Annotated in this window: 22 protein-coding genes; 8 read left to right on the top strand and 14 right to left on the bottom strand. The window is 59.0% G+C overall.

Annotation, left to right across the window (positions count from 1 at the left end; all coding sequences use genetic code 11):
- Nucleotides 1–25: 25 nt before the first annotated feature.
- Nucleotides 26–364 carry a YkgJ family cysteine cluster protein gene (locus tag M8N44_RS04780; RefSeq protein ID WP_102728201.1) on the bottom strand — a complete coding sequence of 113 codons (339 nt, stop codon included), beginning with the start codon at nucleotides 362–364 and terminating at the stop codon, nucleotides 26–28.
- 6 nt (nucleotides 365–370) lie between these two features.
- Nucleotides 371–1204 (bottom strand): hypothetical protein, encoded by an 834-nt coding sequence (locus M8N44_RS04785; RefSeq protein WP_022398312.1) that lies wholly within the window; start codon nucleotides 1202–1204, stop codon nucleotides 371–373.
- A gap of 130 nt (nucleotides 1205–1334) precedes the next feature.
- Here M8N44_RS04785 and M8N44_RS04790 point away from each other — a divergent pair, with 130 nt between their 5' ends.
- Nucleotides 1335–2240 (top strand): hypothetical protein, encoded by a 906-nt coding sequence (locus M8N44_RS04790; protein WP_146019543.1) that lies wholly within the window; start codon nucleotides 1335–1337, stop codon nucleotides 2238–2240.
- Nucleotides 2241–2524: 284 nt separating this feature from the next.
- Here M8N44_RS04790 and M8N44_RS04795 read toward each other — a convergent pair whose 3' ends face one another.
- The 7 genes from M8N44_RS04795 to tatC all read right to left on the bottom strand — a co-directional run bounded on the left by M8N44_RS04795 (nucleotide 2525) and on the right by tatC (nucleotide 12162).
- Nucleotides 2525–2800: a zinc ribbon domain-containing protein gene (locus M8N44_RS04795; RefSeq protein ID WP_102728199.1), complete on the bottom strand. Its 276-nt coding sequence runs from the start codon at nucleotides 2798–2800 to the stop codon at nucleotides 2525–2527.
- A gap of 97 nt (nucleotides 2801–2897) precedes the next feature.
- Nucleotides 2898–4967: a sensor histidine kinase gene (locus M8N44_RS04800; protein WP_102728198.1), complete on the bottom strand. Its 2070-nt coding sequence runs from the start codon at nucleotides 4965–4967 to the stop codon at nucleotides 2898–2900.
- Complete coding sequence (locus tag M8N44_RS04805; protein ID WP_022398317.1) at nucleotides 4964–5653, bottom strand: response regulator transcription factor; 690 nt, start codon at nucleotides 5651–5653, stop codon at nucleotides 4964–4966. Before M8N44_RS04805 ends, M8N44_RS04800 begins: the two co-directional genes overlap by 4 nt.
- Nucleotides 5654–5757: 104 nt before the next feature.
- Entirely contained in the window at nucleotides 5758–7695 is a 1938-nt protein-coding gene (locus M8N44_RS04810) for a vWA domain-containing protein (protein ID WP_146021096.1), read from the bottom strand.
- Nucleotides 7696–7719: 24 nt separating this feature from the next.
- Nucleotides 7720–10005: a VWA domain-containing protein gene (locus tag M8N44_RS04815; RefSeq protein WP_102728196.1), complete on the bottom strand. Its 2286-nt coding sequence runs from the start codon at nucleotides 10003–10005 to the stop codon at nucleotides 7720–7722.
- Between the two features lie 147 nt (nucleotides 10006–10152).
- Complete coding sequence (locus tag M8N44_RS04820; protein ID WP_022398320.1) at nucleotides 10153–10989, bottom strand: undecaprenyl-diphosphate phosphatase; 837 nt, start codon at nucleotides 10987–10989, stop codon at nucleotides 10153–10155.
- A 24-nt stretch (nucleotides 10990–11013) separates the two neighbouring features.
- Complete coding sequence (gene tatC, locus M8N44_RS04825) at nucleotides 11014–12162, bottom strand: twin-arginine translocase subunit TatC (protein WP_022398321.1); 1149 nt, start codon at nucleotides 12160–12162, stop codon at nucleotides 11014–11016.
- Nucleotides 12163–12325: 163 nt separating this feature from the next.
- On the opposite strand from tatC, the gene M8N44_RS04830 reads away from it, so the two are divergent.
- Nucleotides 12326–13627, top strand: coding sequence for a glutamate--tRNA ligase (locus M8N44_RS04830; RefSeq protein WP_102728249.1), 1302 nt, complete (start codon nucleotides 12326–12328; stop codon nucleotides 13625–13627).
- Between the two features lie 66 nt (nucleotides 13628–13693).
- Here the strand turns inward: M8N44_RS04830 and M8N44_RS04835 are convergent, their stop codons facing one another.
- Nucleotides 13694–15016 (bottom strand): amidohydrolase family protein, encoded by a 1323-nt coding sequence (locus M8N44_RS04835; protein WP_102728195.1) that lies wholly within the window; start codon nucleotides 15014–15016, stop codon nucleotides 13694–13696.
- A gap of 211 nt (nucleotides 15017–15227) precedes the next feature.
- Here M8N44_RS04835 and M8N44_RS04840 point away from each other — a divergent pair, with 211 nt between their 5' ends.
- Genes M8N44_RS04840 through queC form a run of 3 tightly spaced genes read left to right on the top strand, consistent with a single transcriptional unit; the run spans nucleotide 15228 to nucleotide 18823 of the window.
- Complete coding sequence (locus tag M8N44_RS04840; RefSeq protein ID WP_102728194.1) at nucleotides 15228–17684, top strand: mechanosensitive ion channel family protein; 2457 nt, start codon at nucleotides 15228–15230, stop codon at nucleotides 17682–17684.
- A gap of 30 nt (nucleotides 17685–17714) precedes the next feature.
- On the top strand, nucleotides 17715–18122 hold the full coding sequence (gene queF, locus M8N44_RS04845) for a preQ(1) synthase (protein WP_022398325.1): 408 nt from the start codon (nucleotides 17715–17717) through the stop codon (nucleotides 18120–18122).
- 8 nt (nucleotides 18123–18130) lie between these two features.
- Nucleotides 18131–18823 (top strand): 7-cyano-7-deazaguanine synthase QueC, encoded by a 693-nt coding sequence (queC, locus tag M8N44_RS04850; protein WP_102722039.1) that lies wholly within the window; start codon nucleotides 18131–18133, stop codon nucleotides 18821–18823.
- Between the two features lie 42 nt (nucleotides 18824–18865).
- On the opposite strand, the gene tmk is transcribed toward queC, so the two are convergent.
- The 4 genes from tmk to M8N44_RS04870 all read right to left on the bottom strand — a co-directional run bounded on the left by tmk (nucleotide 18866) and on the right by M8N44_RS04870 (nucleotide 22793).
- Nucleotides 18866–19486, bottom strand: a complete 621-nt coding sequence (gene tmk / locus M8N44_RS04855; protein WP_022398327.1) for a dTMP kinase — start codon at nucleotides 19484–19486, stop codon at nucleotides 18866–18868.
- Complete coding sequence (locus tag M8N44_RS04860) at nucleotides 19483–20853, bottom strand: MBL fold metallo-hydrolase (protein WP_180971021.1); 1371 nt, start codon at nucleotides 20851–20853, stop codon at nucleotides 19483–19485. Before M8N44_RS04860 ends, tmk begins: the two co-directional genes overlap by 4 nt.
- A gap of 183 nt (nucleotides 20854–21036) precedes the next feature.
- Nucleotides 21037–21534 carry a GNAT family N-acetyltransferase gene (locus tag M8N44_RS04865; RefSeq protein ID WP_102728192.1) on the bottom strand — a complete coding sequence of 166 codons (498 nt, stop codon included), beginning with the start codon at nucleotides 21532–21534 and terminating at the stop codon, nucleotides 21037–21039.
- A gap of 11 nt (nucleotides 21535–21545) precedes the next feature.
- Nucleotides 21546–22793 (bottom strand): hypothetical protein, encoded by a 1248-nt coding sequence (locus tag M8N44_RS04870; RefSeq protein WP_146021095.1) that lies wholly within the window; start codon nucleotides 22791–22793, stop codon nucleotides 21546–21548.
- A 67-nt stretch (nucleotides 22794–22860) separates the two neighbouring features.
- On the opposite strand from M8N44_RS04870, the gene M8N44_RS04875 reads away from it, so the two are divergent.
- The 3 genes from M8N44_RS04875 (at nucleotide 22861) to icd (ending at nucleotide 25227) form a co-directional block, all read left to right on the top strand.
- The gene (locus M8N44_RS04875) at nucleotides 22861–23148 is read left to right on the top strand and encodes a YkvA family protein (protein ID WP_102728190.1); all 288 of its coding nucleotides are present in this window, start codon (nucleotides 22861–22863) and stop codon (nucleotides 23146–23148) included.
- Between the two features lie 23 nt (nucleotides 23149–23171).
- Nucleotides 23172–23867 (top strand): DUF4230 domain-containing protein, encoded by a 696-nt coding sequence (locus M8N44_RS04880; protein ID WP_102722036.1) that lies wholly within the window; start codon nucleotides 23172–23174, stop codon nucleotides 23865–23867.
- Between the two features lie 112 nt (nucleotides 23868–23979).
- Entirely contained in the window at nucleotides 23980–25227 is a 1248-nt protein-coding gene (gene icd / locus M8N44_RS04885; RefSeq protein ID WP_102726408.1) for an NADP-dependent isocitrate dehydrogenase, read from the top strand.
- Nucleotides 25228–25246: the final 19 nt, after the last annotated feature.

Below are 25246 nucleotides of genomic sequence, written 5' to 3' on the forward strand. Positions count from 1 at the left end.
AATCCTGAAGAAGCGCCGGAGGCTTTTATTCCTTTTCCACTTCCCTGGCACGGCACAAGTCCCGCCAGCCGGGGAAGTTCCATTTGTTGGGGAAGTCCCGGCACTGGCGCGGTTTGACGGGATTGATCCGGCAGCCGCCTTCCGCCAGCATCATGCAGGCGCCGTCCTCCGCATCCCGGATGGACAATCCGCGCCGGTTGGCCCTCAGGCGGCAGCATTCGTCAATGAAGGCCTGCTCGTCCATGTGGAGGAAACGGGAGATTTCCCGGACTTCATCCTCCTCAATGCACACGTCTCCGGCCCAGCGGCAGCATGCGCCGCACCTAGTGCATTCATACCGCACCGCCTTTCCGCTTTCCGCCATGCGCCTTTAAGTGAAAATTCCCCTGATGACGCCTATGTTCATGTGGGCGTCCCTCCACCGCGGGTTGTTGACGGCGGTTTCAAAGTCCTGCGGCAGTTTTCCGATGGTGCCGGGAGCCTGCGCCAGCCCGGTCAGAATCTGCCTGATTCTGGAGCGGGCGATGAGGGTGGGCTGGTTGGTCCATTGGAAAACCTCACTGTCAATGATGTAGCCTTCATCAATCTTGGTAATGTATTCGGGAAAGCGCAGATGGGGATTTTGTTCCACATAAACGCATCGGCCGATGGAACGCTTGGAGCGGAAAGGATGGAAGAAGCGCCGGATGCTCTTGATCCAGTCCGGTGCTTCCGACAGGCCTTCCGCATGCACCCACATGGTGGCCAGCTGCTCCACGGGATAAAAGTAGGAATACGTATAGGCGGCCTTGTAGCGCGTGCAGCCGCGCCAGGCATGACGCAGGCGCACCATGTCCGCCTGGCCGGAAATCAGCAGCTCCACCGCTCGTTTCAACTGGTTTTCCAGAGTTTCCCCGCGCAGGTGCTCCCAGATCATGCAGTCATCCTCAGCCAGCAGCACGTAATCCGTATCCAGCGCGTTGACCGCCGTATGGAGCGCCCCTATGAAGCCGCCCTCCGCCGGAGAAGACTCCGCGGAAAGTCCGTATGAAAGCGCCGTTTCACATACTTTGCCAGCGCTTTCCGGAAAAACGACGCAGGCCTCGTCAAAATAATTCAGAAGCCCGGACCTCTCATAGGACGCCAGCGTCATGGCCAGCGTATACGGGGCATTATCACACAACAGGGCCAGGCCGATTTTTTTATCTTGAAAGAGAATTCCCATCACGTAGAACGTTTTTGCAGTCTAAGACAATAGGAAGCCCGTTTCCAAGCAAAATAATTTTAAACAAATGTACTTTTATCCCGCCGCTTTTCAAGCAAAGGGAAAAAACACCCCACCCCGTTTCAACATCATGAAAGCATACGTTATTTTAAAAAACTCGCTGCTGGCAGCCGCCCTCGGATGCGCCCTGTCCAGTTGCTATGATCCTTATTATGACAGTTTCAGCGTATCAGGCTCCTACAGCAGCGGCGGCTCCGGCATGTCCTACATGTATGACAACTCCGGCTATCCCATTTACGGATATTACGGAGGCAGGCCCATCTATGCCTATGACACGTTCGGCAGCCCTATTTATTCCATCAGCCTGATCCGCCCGAATTACTACATCCCCACGTGGGGACCGGCCCCCTATTACCGCGGGCACTACATCCGCCCACATTACTGCCGCCCCATGGCGCGTCCGCCGATGAAGCCCCAGTACAGGCCGGATCATTTCCGTCCGGACCACCGCCCGGGCAACAACAGGCCGGTTCCGCAGCCCGGCAGGCCCAACCACCGCCCGGACTTCGGAAAACCCGGCAATTCCCACCGTCCGCCCGTAAGTAATCCGGGCGGCAGCCATAACCGGCCGGGAATAGGCCAGCCCGGCGGCAGCCACGGCAGGCCGGACTTCGGAAAGCCGGGACAGCCCTCCCGCCCGTCCGTCAACAATCCCCACCGCCCCGGCTCCGGCAATTCCGGGAGCACGCATCGTCCGGGCATCAGCCGTCCGGAGGGGAACCGGCCCTCCAGGCCTGACTTCGGGCGTCCCAGCCGTCCATCCACGCCCTCCTCCAGGCCATCCGCCTCCCGTCCGGGTCATTCGGGCATGAACCGTCCCAGCAGCCCTCCATCCGTTTCCAGGCCTTCTTCCCCGCCGCCGTCCGCCAGCGCGCCCAGCAGGCCGTCTTCGCCTCCTGCGGCTGCGCCGTCCCGTCCGTCTCCCTCACCACGGCCTTCCGGCCCCGGAGGCTCCCATGGACCGCAGAGGAGATAATCCACCCCTGAAACCCTGAAAGGTTCTCCCCATGGGGCTGTTTTGAGCAAGGCGGGCAAACCGGAGGAAGACAAGCCCCGGATCATGTTATGAACCGGGCCTCCGGCCAGCAGGAGAGCCGAAAGCGGACAAGGAAAAAGGGTACTTTAAACAATATGCGTCCGCCTTCCTGGGGTTTTTAAACATTCCAGGACATCCCGTACCGCAGGGAGAAGGCGGCCAGCGAACAAAGGAGAAAAGGACAGGCCCTTCCCTGTGAATAAGGGATGGAACGAAAAGACGTTCTATTGTTTTTTCCAGCGTTTCAGCGTGGGAAAAAACAGGGTCATTTGGGCAATGGCTTCCTCTTTCGTGTAGGAGGAACCATTCTCCTTGTTGAATTCCTCCACAAACCGGGCGCAATGTTCAATCATCTGCTCCATGGTGCATTCTGACGTAAATGCGCCGTCCTGAAAGCAATAATGGCAATATTCCTCACTGGAGGTTCCGTCATGGTTGGTGCCGCAGTCTTCCCTGCTTCCCAGAGGCATGCCGCAGCTTTGGCAGAATGGAGTATTCATAAAAGGAAATGGTTCTTGAAAAATAAAGAGGGTGAGGAAAGGATTAAAACCTGAATGACGGCTGATTTAAAGAATTTTGTTTTTCCGGAACAGGCCCTCATGCCCTGGAAAGGGGAATCCTGAGGGCAAAGCGGCATCCGTGGGAACTTTCTTCCAGGCACAAGTCTCCGCCCATGCTTCTCGCCAGTTCCCGGGATAAAGCCAGCCCCAGCCCCACGCCCGGCTGTTTTCCGGCGGCCTCCTCCGCGGATCTGGAAAAGGGACGGAACAGCTTCCCTTTCAGGGAATCGGAAATGCCTTTCCCTTCATCCTCCACACGGATGACCAGAAAACGCTTTTCCCGTGCCAGTTCCACCTTCAGGACGCTGCCGTCAAAACATGCGTATTTGGCGGCGTTGTCCGCCAGATTGTACACGATCTGCTCCACGGCGGTCATGTCCGCAGTCACGGCCTCCGCTTGCAGCTCCGGAGCCACGTAAAGCTGGGAGTCCATGCCCGCGGCGGCCAGCCGGGGGGAGATGCGGGCAATGACGGCGGAGGCGAGGTCCGTCACCGGAATTTTTTCCGGCTGGAGGGAGACCGAATTTTTCTCCACCCGCGCGTAGCTCAATACGTTGTCCACCAGGTGCGTCAGCCTGCCCGCCTCATTTTTCAGAATATCCACATAGGCCATTTCCCTGCCCTTGGGAACCAGTCCGGAAGAAAGCATTTCCGTGTACATGTTGAACGTAGTCAGAGGCGTCCTTAGTTCATGCGTCACGGCGGAAACGAATACGGCGCGGCGTTCGCTCAGGCGGATGAGGCCGATCATGAAGCCAATGACCCCGCACAGGGCCAGAAGCCCGCAAAACCACGCCATCGCCATGGAATTCCAGACCGTCCGCAGGGAATTGGCGGGCATGGAGGGAAGATTGCCCGGATTCAGCATGGCGGGAATTCCGGCCAGGGTCAGATAGCTTTCCTCCCGCCCGTCGGCGGGAGACAGGGTGGCCTCCGGCAAAATATCGGCTACGGACTCCAGCAGGTAGGCGGATAACTTGCCCCAGTCCAGCCAGATTCCCTGCACCCATACCTGGCCGTGGTCCGAGATGCGGCGCGTCAGGAAACATTCCTTCCCCTGCTGCCATCTGGGCTGGAGGGAGGAAATGGAGAACTCCCTGTAACTTTCCGGAGTTTTGGCGAACCCGTCACGGCGGGTGACGGACATTTCCGCCAGGCTTTCCTTTACCGGAACCGGATTCGCCTTTTGTTCATGAACCTCAAACTGGACCATCTTCCCGTCCAGAGTCAATGCCGCGGCACCCATATCCAGGAGAGCCGCAATATCGCCGGCCCCGCTTTCCAATTTTTTCCCGGTCCTTTTCAAGGAACCAGCCACATCCAGGCAATCCCCTTCCCCTTCCGGACTTTCCATGCCATTCACCTCCCCTGAAACGACCAGCCGTCCCGAATCCGCAATCTCCTTCTTTGCCCGCCGGGGAGGCTCCATGGCTTTCTTTTTCACCTTGACGCTGACATTGTACTCCTGCTGGCTGTTGGAAAGGTTTTTACGCATGTTGTAGTCTTCCATTCCCTGCTGGAAAGCCTTCCTGCTTTCCACTGCCAGCTCCTGCTGCAAGCCGTTCTTCTGCTGCTCCCTTCCATCCATGATGGCGACGGAAGTCACCTGTACCGCTTCTTCCGCAGGGGGGGCGGTCTCCGGCTGCACGGCATTCCCCGCGGAGATGGAGGCAGGCCTCGGCAAATTCTTCATGGCATCCACCACACGGCTGCCCCAGCCGGATCTTCCCAGTTGCAGGACATATTCCAGCCGTTCCCTGTCCTTCTGGGGAGAGGAAACGTTTCCCCGCGGGTCTATCTGGAAATACAGCTTGGCAAAGCCGGACAAATCCGGCATCGCACCTTCCTCCTTGCGGACTTCCGCCAGCGCGTTCCCCTGGAAATATTCTCCGGGAGAACGGTTGTTCTCCCCTGCGATCATGGAGGCCAGCAGGGAATCCATGCGCCACAGGGCCAGGCGGCTCTGCTCCACCAGGCGGATCTGGTGCGTTTCCGCCAGCCTGCGCTTCTCCGCATCCAGCATGGAATGGCTGAGCCATCCCATCACCCCCAGCAGAATCAGCAGGCAGGACCACAACAGCAAATGGAAGGAAAAACGGCTGCTCATGCTCCGTCCTCCCAAACATATCCCCGCCCTCTCAGGGTGCGGATGACGGCGGAGTTCCTTTTCCCCATTTTTTCCCGCAGGCGGGCGATCGTGGTGTCAATGCTCCGCGTTTCCACCAGCCGGGGGTCCATCTTCCAGACCCTCGCCAGGATTTCCTCACGGGTGATGATTCTTCCGGCATTGGCCGCCAGATGGCGCGCCAGGTCAAATTCCTTGGTGGTCAGCACCACCCGCTCCTCCCCCAGAACCAGGGCGCGGGCGGCAAAATCCAGATGCCCCTCCGGCAGCATGACGCGGTTGACGGCGCTAGGCCTTTCCGGGGACCGCCTCAGCACGGCCTCTATCCTGGCCAGCACTTCCAGCAGGCTGAAGGGCTTCACCACATAATCGTCCGCCCCCAGCTTCAGCCCCTTCACCTTGTCCGCCTCCGCGCCCTTGGCGGTGAGCATCAGCACCGGAACGGTGGAGCGGTCTTCCCTGATGCGTTTCAGCAGTTCAAAACCGTTCGCTCCGGGCAGGACTACATCCAGCAGGGCCAGGTCATACTCCTCTGCATGAATCATCTCCATGGCCTCATAACCGTCCCTGGCGGACAAAACGTCATAGCCGGACACCGCCAGGGCGTCCGCCAGGCCGTTTCTAATGGCATGATCGTCTTCTACGACCAGAATGCGGTAGCGGTGCATGTGCGGAATAATCTATCAAATAGGAACGTTGCGGTAAAACAGGTTTTTTCAGAAGAAAAATTCTGCGGGGCCGCCGGCACTCCCGGACAGCCCCGCAGGAGCACTCATTTCTTCACTCTATCATTCATAGGGGAATCTTTTCCTTCCGTTTCGTTCTCTTCAACAAAGGAAAACTGCTTTTTGGAGGCCTGCTGCCGGACAGCCTGGATAATGGCGTCCTCCAGGGTGTTCGGTTTGGCGTCCCTGGAAGCGCTCTGCTGCTTCCATTTGGCCAGCCATTCATTGCGCCGGGCGTCCAGCTCCTTTACCTTCTTCTGCAGGGCTCCGCGCTCCTCCGCCTTCTTTTTCACGATGGCTTCCACTTCCTCCGCGGTTTTACCTTCCAGTTCCTTGGGGAGCTGCCCGGCAGTCCCCAAATCTCCCAGCGCCTGGACTCCGTTCCGGTCATAAAAATCCACCAGGTCCCATGAAGTATTGGAGTACGCCGCCTTGTTCGCCTTGGCGCTGGCCCGCCCTACGGCAGCCGCAGGCGACAGTTTCAGCGCCAGCGTATCCTGGCGTTCCTGCTTGCTCAGCCTTTCAGCCTGAACTTCCGGTGAACCGTAAGCCAGGTAAGTCGCATTCAGGGAGGAACTCAACTTGGCAAGTTCTCCGTCAAAGGGCGTTTCCGGGTCCGGGGGAGCCGCGTTGTGGTCAATGTTGAGAAAGCTGCCGTCCCCCTTTTTAGCTCCGTCCTTCCACAGGCGCGTATCCGAGTCTCCGGCATTGCCGCAATGAATGGTATTGACGGTAATGCCCCTCTCCAGCCCGCGCGCAATCGCTTCCGCATACGGCACGCTGCCCTGGTTGAAGGGTTCATTGCCGGCGATGAAGACCAGCTTCAGCGCATGGGGATCATCCGTATTCCATTTTAACTCCTTCACGGCCCGGTCAATGACGGCTCCGCAGCATTCCGTGCCGCCGTAGGTTTTCAGCTTGAACAATTCCTCGGAGACCTTGTCCAGGTCATCCGTGAACGGAAGCACCCGGCGTATCCAGGCGTCCCTGGAGGACAGCCCGTCGTTTCCATACTCATACAGGGCAAGCTGGATATCGGGCAATTTGCCGTTCTGGCGCGCCAGCGTCATGTCATTGACAATCTTCCACAAATAAGTGCGCGCCTGGTCGATGAGGCCGTTCATGCTGCTGGAGGTATCCAGCAACAGGGCAATCTGAACGACGGCGCGGTCATCTTTTTCCGCGGCGCCCTGGACGGGAGCCGCAGGAGTTCCGGAGGAAGCCTCCTCCTGCTTCGGCGTTACGCTGATCTCCGCCTCTCCGGGAGCCGTTCTGTCCGCAACAGTGACGGAATAGGCGGCGTCTTTCACCCCTTTGACATTCCCCGTCACGACAGCCCGGGTAACGACCACATCCCCTTTTGCAGGAACGGCCGCCCCTCCGGAAGAAGTTTTTTCCAGACCGGGAGCCACGCTTATGGTCAGCTTTTCGGAGCCGCTCCCTTCCGTTTTGATGGAATAGGCCGCTTCCCTGACCGGTTCAACCGCGCTTGGCTTGATACGGAAAATACCTTCCTTCCCGGAACCGCCGGGAAGGCTTGCCGCCTTCCTGGTGATGAACACCCCTTTCTGCGGCGGAACGGCTGAAATTCCGGAAGAAGCTCCCTCCGCACGCGGCGTCACACGGATTTCCATTTCCCCCGGAGCGGTTCCTTTCACCGTAGTGACGGAATAGGCGGCATTCCGCGCTCCCATGGCTTTCTCCGGACCGGCGTTCACGGCCTTCGTCAGGACAACCCCGTTTCCGGTGGTGGTCACGGTCACGGCTGATGCGGATTTTTCCGCGTCCACGCTTTTCACCGTAACCAGGACGGTTCCGGTTTTAGCGTCCTGTTTTTCCCCCTCCGGTCCCGGAGTGACGGAGTATCTGGCCTTTCCTTCCGGAACAGGCTTGCCGTCCGTTGGAACGGGAGTGGGTTCGGCCTGGGCGCAGAATGATCCTGCGCCCAGCAACCCTAATGCAGTACATGCGATGATACGGTTCATGATTGTTGATTACTAGTTGTTTGTTTATGGAAAACTGTTTTGCATCAGTACGGTTTCTCCATCCAGGAGAATCATGACGGAGCCATCCAGAGCCAACAGCCCCTGGCGGTTGGACTGAATGAGCCTGTTCGCCACGTCGGCATATTCCGGCGTGCCCACCTGGACCGTCTTCACGGCGCGGCCCGCGTCCGACATGGCAAGAACCGTGCTTTCCATCCAGACTCCATTTCTGTTGAAATATCCGTTCTGGGCAATCTGGGCCGTATTGTCAAAGGCCACGGCACGGCCCTCCCGGTCCATCTGGATGTTGTACTTGTTGAGGGTCAGTTCCCGCTTCTTGGCTACGGCATTTTCCTGCAGGGCAATGGCGCCCAGCCCTTCGCGCAATTCCTCCATCACCTTCCCCTCCAGGTTCCCCCTGCTCCCCATGGAGGCATGATCCCGCCGCCATGGGCCGGAACTGCCGTCATCGGCAAAAAAGGAGGCTGCCGAGCTCATGATCCCGAAGTCCCGTGAAAGCCGCATGATTTCCTCCACCAATTCCGCCGTTTTGGAATTGGACCTCAGCGCTTCCGTGCCGGGGGAGCTGCCGCCCATATCCATCAGAGCGGTTTCCAGACTGCCTATCTTGCGCGCGGCCCACAGCCGGGCTACAAAATCATCCTTCATGCTGGCGATGCGCTGCGGATCCACGGTAATGGCAAAAACCTGCTCCCTGTTATCCCGGTCCAGGCAGGTACCCTTAATCAGGAAAGGTTCCGTCCCTATGTACCTCCCGGCCAGAACGGCGGGATTGCCGGAATAAATGTCCGGAAGAACCCCGGAGGGTATGGCGTCCTGCACCCTTCCCGGCTGTTCCCTGCCGTCCGGGGAGCAGACGGTATAGCGCACCTTCCGGAAGACGGGGCCGTATAACTGCCGGAATACCTGCGAGAGCTTGACCTCCAGATTCTCCCCGGAAAGGATGTAGCACGGTAGCCCCCCGGAAATCTCCGCCATGCGCCTCAGCAGGGGGGCGTTGACGTCCTCCCCCACCCCGATGGTGAAAATGCGCCTTTCCGCCCTGTTTCCTTCCCCCGCCAGGGCCGCAATGGATTTTTCCGAAGTGCGGCCGATCGTGGGAAGGCCGTCCGTCAGGAAAAGCACCACGGGGAGCATCCCCTCGTGGGAAGGCTGGCTCAAGGCGGCGGCCAGCGCCTCGTGCATGTTGGTGCCCCCACGCGCCACGACGGCATCCAGCCATGCATGGGCCGCTTTTTCCGACGCGCCATTTTTTTCCACCGGGGCCGCTTCAAATAAATTGACGCCTTCATTATAAGTGATGATATTGAACCTTTCTCCGGGATTCAGGCCGGAAACGATCTGCTTGGCCGCCTCCTTCACGCTGGCGAGCTTGTTCCCGCGCATGCTCCCGGACCTGTCCAGCACCAGCGTGACTTCCCGGAGAATGGAGTGTTCACCGGGGCGGACATCCTTGCCCACCATCGCCAGAAAATAGCCGTTTTTCCCGCCGGAGGCGTCAGGAGAGGCGTAAACGCTGGCTTCCGGCCCGGAAGAAGCTTCCCCTTTCTTCCCGCGCGCCTCCAGCCATGACAGGCGGAAAGGGCCCGGGTTCATCCTTTCCTCCGCCAGGGTCAGAACCACGGTTCCATTCTCCAGCTGATGGCGCTCCATCTGATGGGAGGGAGTGAAGAGGTTGCCCGGACCGTCCTTTCCGGAAGCGAGCTCCACCCTCACCGTCCACGGAGCATCCCCGGAAAGAGCTTCCGTTCTGGGGAGCACGTAATCCAGACGCCCCTCCACAGGGGTCAGCAGTTGTTCGTAAACAATCCCCAGCTTTACGGAAGACCTGGGCGGAACCGGAAACACGCTGGACCGGATGGCCCCGAACCCCGCAAATTCCAGCAGGGCCGGATCCTTTCTGCGCGCCACAATGCGGTCATACAGGCGCCGCGCCTCGTCCGCTGGCATCAGGGAGGCCTTCCACTCCGCTTTTCCGTCCCCATAATAAAAACCTTTCACCACCACGCCCTCCGGAACGGGCAGCAGCAGCTCAGCCTCCGCGGGGGAAGAACCGTTATTCCGCACATCCAGCTCCAGGGTGGTCACGGCGGAGCGTCCATTCACCAGGATGCGGGCATTCACCTTTTCCATCGTGACCGGCTGCCGGACCGTCCGGTCCGCCGGAAGAATCACGCGCCTCTGCGGCAGAATGATATTCCGGGCGCCCAGCTCGTCGCGGATTTCCTGGGAATGCGCCAGTCCGGCTATTCCCGCCCATACGGCTATCAGGCACCACGTGATGTTCATGTCCCCATGATGCCTGAAAAATCAATCCCGTGTGTTACAATCAGGTTACATTTTCAAAGAACCTTTCCCTGCCGCGGAAAATAATAAAAAAGGCCGCCTGCCCGGAGGGGAGGCGGCCTCCGGCATTCAACTGCCGGAGAACGTTTTTTAATGCATCAGCCCCATGGACAGGAGCACCAGGGTCACGATGCCTATGGCGATGCGGTACCAGCCAAATACGGCAAAACTGTGCTTTTGCAGGTAGGAAACCATCCACTTCACAGCCAGCCATGCGGACAGCCAGCTCACAACCGTTCCCACGGCCAGGGCTTCCCACCCGAAGGATTCCAGCATCAGCGCCCCGTCCTTGTACGCATCATGGACGGTGGCCGCGCCCAGGGTAATCAGCCCCAGCAGGAAGCTGAATTCCACGGCCGCCTCCACGCTCAGCCCCACGAACATGCCGCCCAGCATGGTCATCAGGCTCCGGCTGGTGCCGGGAATCATGGCGACGCACTGGAGAGCGCCCACCGTCAGCGCCCTGGCCGGGGTCAGGCTCTCAATGGAGGCTCCGGAGTTCCCTTCATTGGAACGGCCTTCCCTGGCGCGCCAGGCGCAGTACGCCAGAATCACGCCGCCGCCCACAATCCAGGAATAAGCCACCGTGTAGGTGTTGAACAGGTATTCCTTGATCAGGGAGGCGCAGCACAGGCCCACCACGGCGGCGGGGAGGAAGGCCAGAATGAGGTTGACCAGCAGTTTCAGCCCGGCGGGATTATTGCCGCGCACGCCCTGCGCCATGGCCTTCACCCGGGGAAAATACAGGCTCAGCACCGCCAGGATGGCCCCTCCCTGGATGCAGACGGCCAGGGCGTCCAGAGCTTCCTTGCTCTGGGACATGTTCAGCAGGGATTCCGTCAGGAGCAGGTGCCCCGTGGAGCTGACCGGCAGGTACTCGGTCAGGCCTTCCACAATGCCCAGGATGATGATTTCCAGGAGATTCATGATAATGGCGCGGGTTGGATGTATTTACTGGTTGTAGGGAGAATTGTTGTTGTCAAAGTCTTCTTCAAACCGGGCGACTTCCTCCCGTGCGCGTGCGGCCTCCTTGCGCTCATGCATCCAGGCCAGGATGATGCATATTTCATACAGCGCATACATGGGAACGGCCATCAGCATCATGGTGGCCACGTCCGGCGTGGGGGTGATGACCGCGGCCAGGATGGCGATCGCCACAATGGCGTAGCGGCGCGTGGCCTTCATCATGTCGTAGGTCAGCACGCCCAGCTTGACGAAAGGCATCACCACCACGGGCAGTTCAAACGCCAGGCCGAACATCAGGATCATCTGCGTAGCGAAGGACAGGTAGTAGCCGATGCGCCATTCATTGGAAATGCCGAATTCCAGGGAATACGTGTAGAAGAACGTCAGCACCCTGGGAAGCACGATGAAGTAGCAGAACAGCGTACCCGCCAGGAACAGCCCGAAGCCGATCGCCATGCACTTGTACAGCAGCCTGCGTTCATGCTCCAGCAGTCCGGGAATAATGAATTGCAGCAGGAAGTACAGCAACAGCGGGAAGGAGATCACCACCCCGGCATACAGGGAAAGCTTGATGGTCAGCATGAACGCCTCCCCCGGCTGGAACGCGCTCATCATCTTAAGGGCGCCCCGCCCGGTGCCGTCCGTCAGAATGGCTTCCTTGGCATCCAGGGCCTCCGCCAGCTCCCGCACGGAGGAGGTGGGGCTGCCGTCCCTGATAAAAATCTTCTTCCTGTCCTCCGGCAGGGGCTGCGCGCCGCGGAGCACCAGGGCGGCCTCCGTCAAATCCCCCTGGGACGGGGAAACCTGCCGCAGAAGCAATTTCTTCTGGGAGTCGTCCAGGCTCGTCATGGCCGTAGCCATTTCCTTGGCCTTCCCCCATGCCTCCAGGCCTATTCCCGCGGGCAGGTGGGATTCCTCAAACATGTCCCACACCTGGTTGACGGGACGCCTCAGGATGTCCATCAGATTGGACGCAAACCCGGCGCACAGAATCGTGCTGACGGTCAGGCACAGCGCCATCCTCAGCAGCATGGTCCGCAGGTCATCCAGATGCTCCAGAAAGGGCTTTTCCTCATCATCCCTCTGAATCTGCCACTTCTCCCGCAGACGGAATATGTGCTTTAAAAAGAACACGGCGTTAAATGAAGCCTAAAAGTCCCTTCCAGGCAAGCCGCAAGGCCGACAACGCGCTAAAAAAAGCCCGTTGCCCCTCCCCGCCGCCGCAGCCCCGTTTTTTGGCATGCACCCCCTGTATCTGCTTGACGCGGGCAGGCTGGCCCTTACTCTCTTACCCATCATGAGTCACGTCAGAACAAGATTCGCACCTTCCCCCACGGGCTACCTCCACATCGGCGGCGCCCGCACCGCCCTGTTCAACTGGCTGTTCGCCCGCAAGATGGGGGGCACCTTCATTCTCCGCATTGAGGATACGGACAACGCCCGCAACACGGAGGAAGCCACCCGCGCAATCTTCACCGGCATGGAATGGCTGGGCCTGGACTGGGATGAAGGCCCCATGAAGGGCGGCGACTGCGGCCCCTACTTCCAGAGCCAGCGCAACGATATTTACGACGCCTATTTCAAGAAGCTCCAGGATGCCGGACGCGTGTACGAGGACGACGGCGCATGGCGCTTCCGCTTTGACCGCTCCAAGCCCGTCACCTTCCATGACCTGATCTGCGGAGACATCACCATTGACTACCGGGACGCTTCCAACACGCCGGACATGGCCATCCGCCGGGCGGACGGCTCCTACATCTTCCACTTCGTCAACGTGGTGGACGACATTGAAATGAAGATGACCCACGTCATCCGCGGGAAAGACCACATCATGAACACGCCCAAGCACATCCAACTGTTTGAGGCCTTCGGCGTCACTCCCCCGGTCTTCGCCCACATGCCGCTGATCCTGAACCAGGACGGTTCCAAGATGTCCAAGCGCGACGTAGGCGCGGCCCTGGGCGCGTATCCGGAAGAAGGCTTCCTGCCGAAAGGCGTGATGAACTTCCTGGCCCTGCTGGGCTGGTCCCCCAAGGACGACACGGAAATCTTCTCCCCGCAGGAGCTCATTGAGCGCTTCTCCCTGGAAGCCGTCAACCACTCCGCCGCCAAATTTGACATCACCAAGTGCCGCTGGGTCAACCAGCAGCATATCATTGCGCTGGCTCCGGAGGAATTCACGGCCAGGGCGCGCCCCTTCTGCCTGAATGCCGGACTGCCGGACTCCCCGATTCTGGACGCCGCCATCGCCACCGTGCAGACGAAGGTGCAGACGCTGGCGGAGGTGCCGGACAAAATCCGCTTCTTCTTTGACCTGGGCATGGACCCGGAAGCCGTTGCCAAGGTCCAGCCGGAAGCCCTGGAACTGCTTTCCAAACTGGCGGACAGGCTGGAGCGGGAACCGGAATGGGACGGCCATGAACTCATCGGCGTGCTGAAAGCCTTTGCCAAGGAAAACGGCATGAAAATGGGAGCCGTCATGTTCCCCGCCCGCGTGGCCCTCACCGGGCTGAGCGGCGGACCGGACCTTTCCTCCGTCTTCTCCCTGCTGGGCCGGGAGGAATCCGTGCGGAGAATCCGTGCGTTCTCCCTGAACTGATTCCCGCCGGGAACGGTCCTTCTTTCAAACGCTCCGGACATCCCTCCGGAGCGTTTCCTGTTTCCGTCAGGACAATCCCAGGAATGCGGAGGGATTGGCCGTCATCAGCTCCTGCCTTTCCTGCTCCGTAAACGTATTCCGGAAGTTCTCCATGTACTCCTTCATCCCGTCCAGAAAAAGAAGGTTCAGATAAAAATCGCTCCCGAACAGGAATTTGCGGCGCACCTGTTCCGGGGCCTTGAGAAAGTACTCCCGCATCTCCCTGAGCTTCGCCGTCTCCGTGATGCAGGACAAATCCGTATGAAGTCCGGGAAACTTCTCCATCATGCCGTAAATCAGCTCCGTCCATTCCATGCCTTCGTCCTGGCAGCCGAAGTGGGCCAGGTTCAGCCGGAGGCGCGGAAAAGCCTCCATCACCTTCTCCCACAGCCGGGGATGGTTCAGGAGTTCCGCCTTCTCCTTCACCCGCAGCTTGTCCGTCAGGCGGTAGTGCCTGAACTCCAGAACGCCGTCATGCGGAACAACCTCTCCATTCCGGTAAACATGCCCGTGCACCGTGATGGAAGTGGAAAAACTGGCAAAGCCGCCGCCGGAGCAATGGGCCGTCAGCGGCGCCCCGTGCCGTTCGCAATACTCATACAGGGCCATCAGCGCCGGGTCCGTAGGGGAATAGCCGTTGGGGCAATACAGCTTGAAGCCGTAAAAACCGCCCTTCCCTCCCAATTCCGGAACCAGCCTGTCCGTCATGGGGGAAATGTCTATCGTCCCGTCCGGACCATGCAGCCAGTTGCCGGGGCGGCGGGGGTCCACCACGTAAAACGGAAGCACGCGGCCGGGATGCGCCGCCGCCAGTTTGAGCAGTTCTTCTTCCTGCATCCGGAACGCATCCCGTTTCCCCAGGGGAAGCCGTTCCGTCTTTCTGGACAGGCGGCGGAGCGCCTGCTTCATCTCCCCGATTTCCCTCCTGTCCCCCCTCCCGGCCTGTTCCGCCAGCTCATCAAGCTCCTTCCGGAGCACGGCCCATTCCTTCCGCGCCTCCCTTTTTACATTCCTCTTGCAGGCCTTCCGCCGCCGGAGCCCGTCAGCCCCATCGGCGCCCTTCATGCAGTAATCCAGGTCAAACATCAGCGGCACGACGGTATTGCAGCCGCCCTCCGCCAGCAGCTTGCCGTAAATGTTCTCCGTATCCATCAAGCCCGTCTTGAAAAAACGGATGATCCTCTTCAACTCGCTGATGCCTCCCGCCGTTTCCAGACGCGCCCGCGTTCCCCGTGGACGCATGCGGGAAAGAATGAAATCCACCAGGAGCCTCCAGGAAAGGACCTCGTGGTTGAACAAATGGCAGTGGGCGTCTATGGTTAAAATTTCCGGCTCCTTCATACAATTCATGAAATTATTTATATATTACCCAATATTCCGTTAAAAAATCAATCATGAAATCAATAAGGGCCACCCGCCGGGCAGGGAATGCCGGTTTCTGAAAAAAGTGGCCGGACGAGGCTCCGGAAAGCGCGCGCCTTCCCCCCGCAAAGCCGTCTCAGGCAGCGGGGGAATATAACCTTGACCGTGATGCCCCCAGCCCCTAGAACTGGAACCGTTCATGAGCATCCCTGATTACCGGACGTTTTTCCGCTGCTGCGCCGCCTTCCTCCTGGCAGGTGTGCTGGCCGCGGGCCATGCTGCGGCACAGCAGGAGGGCGCGCCTGCCGCCGTTCCGGAACAGGTGCAGGAACCAGACCCCGAGCAGCCCCAGGCAGAGCCTGACCACTCGGAAATGGACACCGTCATCATGGCCCTGTGCCATGAAATCACCATCCTGAAAAAGAATGAGGAAAAAAGGATGGCCATCCGGGAGGCGCTGGTGAAGGAGGCGGACGCCACCTACAATTACTTTGACACCAGGGTGTATGAAATGTCCGCCGTGCTTTACGCCCTGGACGATCAGAAAATCTTCACGCTGGCCTTTTACTGCAAAGCCGCCACCAGCCTGGTCAAGACGTATTACGCCCAAAGGCCGGACTTCCAGGGACAGGAGGAACGGCTGGACAAGGAAATAGGGCGCATCAAAAAACTGGCGGAATCCCTGGAGGAAGTCAACACGGACAACCTGTCGGAACCCTCCCTGGTGCAGAGGGACGAGGCCCTGTACACCTGCCGCACCCTGGAAGAATCCCTGCTCAAGGAAAAGGAGCAGATCAGCTACCTCAAGGAGCTCTTCAACAGCCTGGGCGGCAAGATAGACGCCCTGAACCATGAAAGCGGCAAGCTGTTCACCTCCCTCTTCAACCGGGTATTCTACACGCCGTCCAACGCGGCCCGGTACATCTTCCTCAAGCCGCTCAAGACGTATGAAATTTGCATGGGGGCCTGGGAAACGTCCGCAGACAGCAAGCTCCAGCTCCCGTCGGACCCGGAAACGCTCAAGCACTACGGGCTCATCCTGCTGGGCATCGTCCTGTGCTCCTACTGCCTTTCCCGCCTCATCGTCTTCCTGGGCTTCAAGAAAACGCTGGAAAAGACGGGCCACTACAACAAGCGCCACGCCTTCACCAACGTCACCACCATCCTCATCGTAGCGATCGTCCTCGTCATCGCCTCCATGCGCACGCCGGACTACCTGCTGAAAAGCGCGGCCTCCCTGGGAGCGGAATTCCTCCTGCTGGTCAGCGCCATCCTGTTCTCCCTGGTGACGCGCCTCCCCTACGGCACCATTAACTCCGGCATTCGCATCTACATGCCCTACCTGCTCCTGGGCGGCTTCTTCATGCTGCTGCGCATGTTCATGGCCCCCAACATCATCGTGGACATTTCCATGCCCGTCCTGTTCACGCTGGTTTCCCTCTTCTCCCTGCTGACCTGGGTGCGGCAGCGGCACAAGCTTCCCCGTCTGGACCGCTTCTTCGCCACCGTCTCCCTGGTGCTCACCATCCTGGGCAGCGGCCTGTGCTGGGCCGGGTTCAGCTTCATGGCCTTCCTGGTGCTGATGACGTGGATCATGCTGATGACCAGCATCCTGCTCCTGGTGGGGCTGTGGAACCTGCTCCACCACTATGAAAACCGCCGGAAGGAACGGAACAAGCAGGCGATCCTGTGGTTCCGCCCCTTCGTCTCCAAGCTGGTGCTCCCCTGCCTGACCATCTTCCTCATCCTGTTCAGCATCATCTGGCCCGCCGCCACCTTCGACATGGGGGACCTCATCATCAACAAAATCTTCGCCACCACGGAAATCAAGGACCTGCTCACCTTCAGCTGGAGCCACGTCATCACGGTCATCCTGATTGCCATTGTGCTCAACTACCTGATCTTCATCGGTAAAAACACCCTGCATGAAGTCTATGGGGAAGACTATGAAGTGGGCATCATCCCCACCTTCGTGACGCTTTCCTCCCTGTTCCTGTGGGGGCTCTTCGTCTTCACGGCCCTCATCATCATGAACGCCAACTACAACGGGCTGCTGATGGTCATGGGCGGCTTGAGCATGGGCATCGGCTTCGCCCTGAAAGACACTATTGAAAACATCATCAGCGGCCTGTCCCTGATGCTGGGGCGCCTGCGGCAGGGGGACATGATCGAATGCGACGGCTACCGGGGCCGCGTCTCCTCCCTGGGCTACCGCTCCACCATGATTGAAACGCTGGACGGCTCCATCATCGCCTTCCAGAACTCCCAGCTCTTCAACAAGAACTTCCGCAACATGACCCGCAACCACAAGTTCGAATGCTCCAAGGTGGAAGTGGGCATCTCCTACGGAACGGACGTGGAGCGGGCGCGCCAAATCGTTCTGGAAACGCTGTCCTCCCTGCCCTTCCTTTCCAAGGTGAAAAAAACCAGCGTGGTGCTGGACAGCTTCGGGGACAGCTCCGTCAATCTGGGCGTATGGGTCTGGGTTCCCGTCATGACGAAGGCCTCCAGCCTTTCCTCCGTGCGGGAACACATCTATAATGCGTTCAACGAGCACGGCATCTCCATCCCCTTCCCCCAGCAGGACCTGTACGTGAAAGAATTCCCCGGCAGGGAACCCGTTCAGGAAAAAGACGCCGCCGCGCAGGAAAACTGAATTTCCACTACAACACAACATCAACCATCCATGTCCGAACCTCTGACTCTACTCGGCTCACAAAGCTCCTTCTTCACCAGCCCTGACGACGCCAAGCTGGAATCCTTCCCCAACCGCGGCACGCGTCCCTACACCATCACGCTGGACACCCATGAATTCTCCTCCCTCTGCCCCGTCACCGGGCAGCCGGACTCCTGCCACCTGACGATCACCTACGTTCCGGATGAAAAGTGCGTGGAAACCAAATCCCTCAAATACTACCTGGCCTCCTACCGCAACTACCCGGCCTTCAACGAACAGATCGTCAACCGCATCACGGATGACCTGGCAGCCGCCATCTCCCCGCGGTGGCTGAAAGTAGAAGGCCGTTTCTCCCCCCGCGGCGGCATCCAGCTGACCGCCATGGCGGAGCACAACCCGGAAAACCGCCCCCTCTGACGCGCGCCATGGATAAGACGGAAACCGCCGTACTGCTCAGCGGGGGGCTGGACTCCAGCGTAGCCCTGCACTGGGCGCACCGGAACCACCGCGTGCGGGTGGCCCTCAGCTTTGACTACGCCTCCAACCACGCGGAACGGGAGCTGGAATGCGCCGCCTGGCAGGCCGCCAGCCTGGGCATAGAGCACCGCGTGATTGACATCTCCCCCATCTCCGCCCATTTGAAATCCGCCCTCCTCTCCGGCGCGGACGACATCCCGGACGGCTCCTATGACGAGGAGCTGATGAAGCAGACCGTCGTCCCCTTCCGCAACGGCATCTTCCTGTCCATCGCGGCCGGGGTGGCGGAAAGCTGCGGAGCGCAGCAGCTTGTCATTGCCGCCCATTCCGGGGACCACAGCATTTACCCGGACTGCCGGGAGGAATTCATGGCCGCCATGACGGAGGCCGTCCGCCTGGGGACCTATGCCGGGCTGGGCATCCTGCGTCCCTTCATCCGCACGTCCAAGGGCGGCATCGCCGCCATGGGCCATGAACTGGGCGTGGACTTCTCCCGCACCTACTCCTGCTACAAGGGAGGTCCCGTCCACTGCGGCGCCTGCTCCACCTGCGTGGAGCGCCGGGAAGCCTTCAGGGAAGCCGGAATCCCGGACCCGACGGTTTATGCGCCTGCGGCGCAGCGACCAAATACCGGGGATTAAATATTAAGGGAAAATTCCCGGCCTCCGGCCAGTGGAATACGCCTATTCACTAATCACTTCGGGAAAATTCCCGGAAAGGGCCTTCCGCACTCTTGCCGCCACTTCCTCCTTCCCGGCGTCCGCGTCCACGCGGAGCATCCAGGGTTCATGGATGGAGGCGAACACGTTGCGGCAGGCCGTCAGGCCCGCTTCCGTCTCAAAGGCATCGCGTTCTCCGCGGCTCCCGATGCGTTCCAGAGCCACGGAAACGGGAATATCCAGCCAGACCACGGCGTCCGGCACCGGGGCAAACTCTTCATTGGCAGCGCGGATGACGGAAGTATCCACCCCACGCGCGCCCTGGTAAGCCATCATGGAAAGGTAATAGCGGTCCAGCAACACCCACGCGCCGCGCGCCAGCGCAGGGGCGATCAGCGTCTCCACATGCTCCCGCCTGTCTTTCAGGAATAATTCTACCTCATCCTCTACGGAAAGGCGCCCCGTCACGGCGGAATCCCGCAACATCCGGCCCCACGGCCCGCGCGTGGGCTCAAAGCTCTGCACCACTTCCAGCCCCTTCCCCTCCAGATACTTCCGCAACTGGCCGATGTGGGTGGACTTGCCCGTGCCGTCTATGCCTTCAAAGACGATCAGGCGGCCTTTTCTCTCTCCGGTAAAACTCATGACTCAAACGTATAACGCTGGCCCGGAACGGGAGCGATGATGGTGGAACCCGGCATTCTGGCGGACAGCGTATCATGCATCCACTCCACGGCATCCGGATCACCGTGCACCAGAACCACCTGCCTGGGATTCAGCTTCACGGCATAATTGACAAGGGCGTCACGGGTAGCGTGCCCGGAAAAGTCAAAACAATCCACCGTACAGTTGCGGCGCACGGGCTGCCCGTTGGGCCGCATCTTCACCAGATCCCCCTCCTGCGCGGCCCGCAGCCGGCCCGCGGGGGAATCCGGGTCCGCATACCCTACAAAAAGAATGGCGTTTTTCTCATGCGGAAGAACCTGCTCCGCCATCACGTTGGAGAGCGTATTCTCCGTCATCATGCCGCTGGAAACCACGTAAATATTCCCGGGGGAACACACCAGCGGGGCTTTTCCCTTGCGCGGCAGGGGCACGGTCTTTATTTCCTCCTTCAGCTTGAACTCATGGTCGTGCCTGCGGGTCAGCCCGGCAAAGCGGTCGTACAGCAGGGAAACCTTGGCGCTCAACCCGCCGAAGTACACGGGCGTATTGGCGGGGATCACCCCCTGCTGCTTGAAACGGTGGATATTGAACAGCATCTCCTGGCTCTTGCCGATGGCGAATACCGGAATCAGCACGGCGCCGCCGCGTTCCAGCGTCTCCGCAATCGCCTTCCCGAACCGCACCATCTCCTCCGGGCGGGAATAATGGGCGCTGCGCTGGAAGCCGCCGCGCGTGCACTCCATAATCAGCGTATCCACGCCGGATTCCGGGAAATCCGCTCCGGGAATCATGCTCTGGTCCTCAAACTGCACGTCCCCCGTATAAAACACCGTATGGCCGCTCTCTCCTTCCAGCATCACGCCCGCGGACCCCAGAATGTGGCCGGCATCGTAAAACGTGGCCAGCACGTTCTGGCGGAAGCCCACGCGGAACACCTCGTTGCAGGACTTGGCATGCCAGGCGTCGCTCAGCCTGTCCAGGTCGTTATGGGTGAAAAAGGGATACTCCACAATGCCCAGGTCCAGCCTCTTGGCGCTCATCACATTCACGGAATTGTGCAGCATCACTTCAGACAGGGCGGCTGCGGCGGGCGTCATGAATACTTCCGCCGCGGGCTGCTTCTCCTGAAGCACGGGCAGCGTTCCCAGGTGGTCCAGGTGGGAATGGCTTAAAAAAACGGCTTCCACGGAATTGGGCTCCATGGAATCAAAATCCGGCATGGCCGCCATCCCCTCCCTCTTGGGGTGCATCCCGCTGTCAAGCACGATCCGGGTGCCGTCCATTTCAAGCAAATAGCAATTGGCTCCAATCTCCTCGGCCCCGCTGATATTCGTAAAACTGATCATTATATGCCGCAGGAGAGTACCCCGTGCCCTCCGCCGTGTCAATGCCGCCTTCATGTTTGCGGGAGCGGGACGGCCCCGTTCCCGGGAATGGCCGCGAATCAAGGGAAAACCGCCCTGTTTCATCTTCCACGGGATCATTCAGCCCCCGGAATCCGTTTGGCTGGCAGTTCCGCACAAACGTCCTTAGGGCAGCATCATTTCATAATCAATGTAGTCCCCGAAAAAGGCGGTATGGCTTTCGTTCCTCCTTTTCCCGCAAACCTTGAAACCTGCGCCTTCATACATCCGCCGGGCGGGAACCGAGCGGCCATTCGTGGTCACAATGATTCTTTTCGCCCCCCTTTTCACGATTCTTTGAAGCGCCTCCCGGAGCTGCATCCTGCCATACCCATGGCCCTTGCAGGAGGTGATGATGCAGTTGTGGCCTATCTCCACATATTCGGGCATCTTCCTCGGGTCCCACGACGCCAGCCCGGCGGCCTTGCCATTCAAGACGGTTATAAAACCGTATCGGTCCGCAATCTGCGGGTTATCAAAGAAAAAATCATCAAACTCCTTCCAGTCTGCACCGCAACAATCTTCCCATCTCCCGTCAAAGGAATAGGCGTCCGACAGTAATTCAAACAACGTTCCCCGCTTAAAGCCGCTTACTTTCCTGAATTCAATGTTTCCGTGGTTCATGAACAAAATAATTAGGGATTAAGGCAACTGGGAGTCCCCGCCGGAAGATTCTCCTTTTTATCCTGCAACAGGCGCAATTTGCCGCTCCACGGCTTGTTCCGGAGAATGCGAACCCTTTCACAATAGGTATCCGACTCCTTCTGCGATTGCTTCAGGACGTCCGGATTACGTTGGACATAAGCCATTCTTGCATCGAAGGGAACGCTTCCCTCCAGCAATATCCAGAAAGTATAATCTATAATTTCATAAGCCCAGCTCTTTTCCAGTGCCAGCGCCTGGTTTTCATCCGTCATCCGTTCAAGGATGCCGATGGACATTTTTATGGATTTAATAATTTGATGCTGGTAGCTTTGTAAAACTGATTCCTGCAAAAGGGAAAGAGCCTGGGGGGTGTTTTCCTTCACCAGAGAGGGAGAAGCTCCCGCATCACGCCACCGCCGGGGTTCTTCTTCCGCTCCGGAGGGGATCAGGAGGGGAATAATCCCGCAGCAGGGCGTGCCTCCTGCAGAAGAAGTGAACCCCGCAGGCTTCTTTTCCAAAGCCACGGTCATCGGTTCCGGCAATTCATGACTGTTGAGGGAAATAATATCGATTTCCCACCTGCTCCGCTTGTGCATGACTCCTGTAAAATAAACGGGAGCCAAATGGGGTGATTCATCATTGATCCAGACGGAAGAATCAACCTGCTCCCTGCCGCTATCAGGGGGAGAACTCTCGGCTTCACCTGCCAGCAAAGGCGAAAGCACTGCACCGAACAACATGTACAGAGAAAACAAAAACCACTTGTTCATCAGACGATTCCAGCACATCGCAAAAGGAAGTGCAACAAGATTCGGAGAAACGGAAGCAATTCCCCATGGAGCCCTTTCCTTTCCCTGCCGCGTTCTCTTGTCGGCACGCCATACCGTTTCTTCCTTCCGGCATCTATTTGGTGCCTGATTCTCTTTCCCCTCTGCCGGTTTGAATGTCATGAAGGGATATTCTGGAAAGAAGGTTCTCCCATATAACGTATTTGCCGTAAACGTTCCACTCTCTTTTAAACGGCAGGACACATACTCCCAGCGGCATCCGGGAATTGCTCTGGACGCAGCCGGAAGCGCATGAGATAATTTCAGAAAAGCTCCCTGATGAAAGAAAAGCCACCCATCAAAGACGATTACAGGCGGTCCCTGCTCTATGTTGCTTCCCAGACAAATAGCCGGGAGGCCATGATTGTGGCGCTCGTTATCATAGGCGGTATCATCTTCTCCTGCCTGCATTCATGCCTTTTCTCCCCGTAACGGAGCGTTCCTTTTCCATTTCCCGCAACTTCACCCTTGCAGCCCCATGAAAAACAAGCTTCCCATTCCACCCAACGGGCCCAGGCAGCAATTCCTGACCAGGGCCATCAATTATTTCCGCAGCCGGGAAGGAGAACCGCGCCTTTTCACTAAACGCAAGCTTGTTCTCCTGGTGCTGACGGCTCTTTATGCCTTTTCCCCCATTGACCTGATTCCGGATTTCATTCCCGGAGTAGGCCAGATAGACGACCTGACCGTCATCGCCTTCACATTCCTGGCCCTGTTCATGCCTCCCCTCAAGAAGGACGGTTCCCATGAAGACCCGGAACCCTGAGTTCCCGTCCCGTACAACGTTTCATGAGTGATACCCCACCATCCTCCTTCCTGCATTCCCCTGCTGTCGTCGTTCTGGTTAAAGGCGCCGTCCTGATCGGGGCCCTGGCCATGCTGTTCTGGGGCGTGCGGTCCTGCATCACCGCCCCGGTGGAAAAACCGATGGAGGTGGCGGAAAAGTTGATTGAAGCAGGCAGGGAGGTAGGCCTCACCCTGATCAACAAGGGGTTTTCCTCCGACCACGGCGGCGTGGCCCTGATCGTGCAGAAGGACGAGAAGGTAGCCAACCTGGTGACCGTGGAACGGACGTTCGAGTATGAATACCGGTATTCCACCACGTGGTGGTGGAGTAAAAAGACGCTGATCCTGAAAGCGGCCTACCGCGCCCACGGAGGCATTGACCTGGAGGGACCCGAGCCGCTCCGGGTTATCATTCCCGCAGGGAACAAAGGACCCATTACCGCGGAGGGGCTTCACGGAAAGCTGGTTTCCTGCGAGATGGTGGAGGGCTCCCTCAGAATCGTGAGGGATGACGCCGGCATCTGGAACAGGCTGACTTCCGAAGACGCCGCCATTGCCGTCAACCAGTTGAACGAAAGCGCCCGGAAGCACATCATGGAGAGCGGCTTGATACGCCAGGCGGAAGAAAATTTCCTGCGCCGCCTCCGGGAAGAAGCCGGACAGCCGGAAGAACCGCCCGGAAAGGACCGCTGGTTCTGATACTGCCCGTACAAGAGGCTTGGCGGCCATCAAGAGCTCCATGATGCGCACTTCCCCATTCCGTTCTTTTATCTTGCCAAAACGGGCTGGCTCCTATAAAGGAACGCACGTCATGGCCAATTTAACATTCACCCCTCCCACGGACGGCGCAGCCGTCACCATGCAGAACGGCAGGCTTTGCGTTCCGGACAGGCCCATCATTCCCTTCATCATCGGTGACGGAACCGGGCCTGAAATCTGGGCGGCGGCTTCCCGGGTGATTGACGCGGCCGTGAAGAAAGCTTACCAGGGCAAGCGTTCCATTGCCTGGTATGAAGTTTTTGCCGGGCAGAAGTCCTTTGACAACCTGGGTACATGGCTCCCGAATGAGACGGTGGAAGCCTTCCGGACCTACCTGGTCGGCATCAAGGGCCCCCTCACCACCCCCGTGGGCGGCGGCATCCGCAGCCTGAACGTTACGCTGCGTCAGGATCTGGACCTGTTCGTCTGCCTGCGCCCGGTGCGCTATTTCAACGGCATTGAAACTCCCGTGAAGGCTCCGGAAAAGGTGGACATGGTCGTTTTCCGCGAGAATACGGAAGACATTTACGCCGGCATCGAATTCAAGGAAGGGTCCGAGGACGCCAAACTGTTTTTCGACACCATGAGCCGCATCTTCCCGGAGCGCATGAAGAAGGTGCGCTTCCCGGAGAGCTCCGGCTTCGGCATCAAGCCCGTTTCCCGTGAAGGCACGGAGCGCCTGGTGCGCGCCGCCATTGATTACGCCGTGGAGAACGGCCGCAAGAGCGTCACGCTGGTTCACAAGGGCAATATCATGAAGTTCACGGAAGGCGGCTTCCGCGACTGGGGGTACGACGTCGCGCGCCGGGAATACGGCGCCCAGCCCATCGGAGACGGCCCCTGGCTGAAGCTTCCCAACGGAATCGTGATCAAGGATTGCATTGCGGACGCCTTCCTTCAGGAAATCCTGCTTCATCCGGAGAATTTCGACGTGGTTGCCACGCTAAACCTGAACGGGGACTATATTTCCGACGCCCTGGCGGCGCAGGTAGGCGGCATCGGCATCGCGCCCGGCGGCAACATCAATTACCTGACGGGCCATTCCATTTTTGAAGCCACGCACGGCACCGGGCCCAAACTGGCCGGACTGGACAAGGCCAACCCCAGCTCCGTCATCCTGTCCGCGGAAATGATGCTGCGCTACATGGGCTGGACGGAAGCGGCAGACCTGCTGATTCAGGCCATTGACCAAGTGATTTCCGCAAAAACGGTCACGTTCGACCTCGCGGAAATGATTCCCGGTTCCACGGAGCTTTCCTGCTCCGCCTACGGCGACAAGCTGGTGGAAGCCCTGAGCTGACCTTTTCCCCGGCCACTTT

The organism is Akkermansia massiliensis (assembly GCF_023516715.1).
Classification (GTDB): domain Bacteria; phylum Verrucomicrobiota; class Verrucomicrobiia; order Verrucomicrobiales; family Akkermansiaceae; genus Akkermansia; species Akkermansia massiliensis.

Bases quoted from the DNA above. Each gene is read 5' to 3' on its own strand.
- M8N44_RS04780 (WP_102728201.1), bottom strand. From the start codon at position 364: ATGGCGGAAAGCGGAAAGGCGGTGCGGTATGAATGCACTAGGTGCGGC.
- M8N44_RS04815 (WP_102728196.1), bottom strand. From the start codon at position 10,005: ATGAACATCACGTGGTGCCTGATAGCCGTATGGGCGGGAATAGCCGGA.
- M8N44_RS04865 (WP_102728192.1), bottom strand. From the start codon at position 21,534: ATGAACCACGGAAACATTGAATTCAGGAAAGTAAGCGGCTTTAAGCGG.
- M8N44_RS04820 (WP_022398320.1), bottom strand. From the start codon at position 10,989: ATGAATCTCCTGGAAATCATCATCCTGGGCATTGTGGAAGGCCTGACC.
- M8N44_RS04795 (WP_102728199.1), bottom strand. From the start codon at position 2,800: ATGAATACTCCATTCTGCCAAAGCTGCGGCATGCCTCTGGGAAGCAGG.
- M8N44_RS04870 (WP_146021095.1), bottom strand. From the start codon at position 22,793: ATGCAGGCAGGAGAAGATGATACCGCCTATGATAACGAGCGCCACAAT.
- M8N44_RS04810 (WP_146021096.1), bottom strand. From the start codon at position 7,695: ATGAACCGTATCATCGCATGTACTGCATTAGGGTTGCTGGGCGCAGGA.
- queF (WP_022398325.1), top strand. From the start codon at position 17,715: ATGTCCGAACCTCTGACTCTACTCGGCTCACAAAGCTCCTTCTTCACC.
- M8N44_RS04880 (WP_102722036.1), top strand. From the start codon at position 23,172: ATGAGTGATACCCCACCATCCTCCTTCCTGCATTCCCCTGCTGTCGTC.
- M8N44_RS04805 (WP_022398317.1), bottom strand. From the start codon at position 5,653: ATGCACCGCTACCGCATTCTGGTCGTAGAAGACGATCATGCCATTAGA.
- M8N44_RS04860 (WP_180971021.1), bottom strand. From the start codon at position 20,853: ATGATCAGTTTTACGAATATCAGCGGGGCCGAGGAGATTGGAGCCAAT.
- M8N44_RS04790 (WP_146019543.1), top strand. From the start codon at position 1,335: ATGAAAGCATACGTTATTTTAAAAAACTCGCTGCTGGCAGCCGCCCTC.
- M8N44_RS04840 (WP_102728194.1), top strand. From the start codon at position 15,228: ATGAGCATCCCTGATTACCGGACGTTTTTCCGCTGCTGCGCCGCCTTC.
- M8N44_RS04830 (WP_102728249.1), top strand. From the start codon at position 12,326: ATGAGTCACGTCAGAACAAGATTCGCACCTTCCCCCACGGGCTACCTC.
- queC (WP_102722039.1), top strand. From the start codon at position 18,131: ATGGATAAGACGGAAACCGCCGTACTGCTCAGCGGGGGGCTGGACTCC.
- M8N44_RS04875 (WP_102728190.1), top strand. From the start codon at position 22,861: ATGAAAAACAAGCTTCCCATTCCACCCAACGGGCCCAGGCAGCAATTC.
- icd (WP_102726408.1), top strand. From the start codon at position 23,980: ATGGCCAATTTAACATTCACCCCTCCCACGGACGGCGCAGCCGTCACC.
- M8N44_RS04800 (WP_102728198.1), bottom strand. From the start codon at position 4,967: ATGAGCAGCCGTTTTTCCTTCCATTTGCTGTTGTGGTCCTGCCTGCTG.
- M8N44_RS04835 (WP_102728195.1), bottom strand. From the start codon at position 15,016: ATGAATTGTATGAAGGAGCCGGAAATTTTAACCATAGACGCCCACTGC.
- tmk (WP_022398327.1), bottom strand. From the start codon at position 19,486: ATGAGTTTTACCGGAGAGAGAAAAGGCCGCCTGATCGTCTTTGAAGGC.
- M8N44_RS04785 (WP_022398312.1), bottom strand. From the start codon at position 1,204: ATGGGAATTCTCTTTCAAGATAAAAAAATCGGCCTGGCCCTGTTGTGT.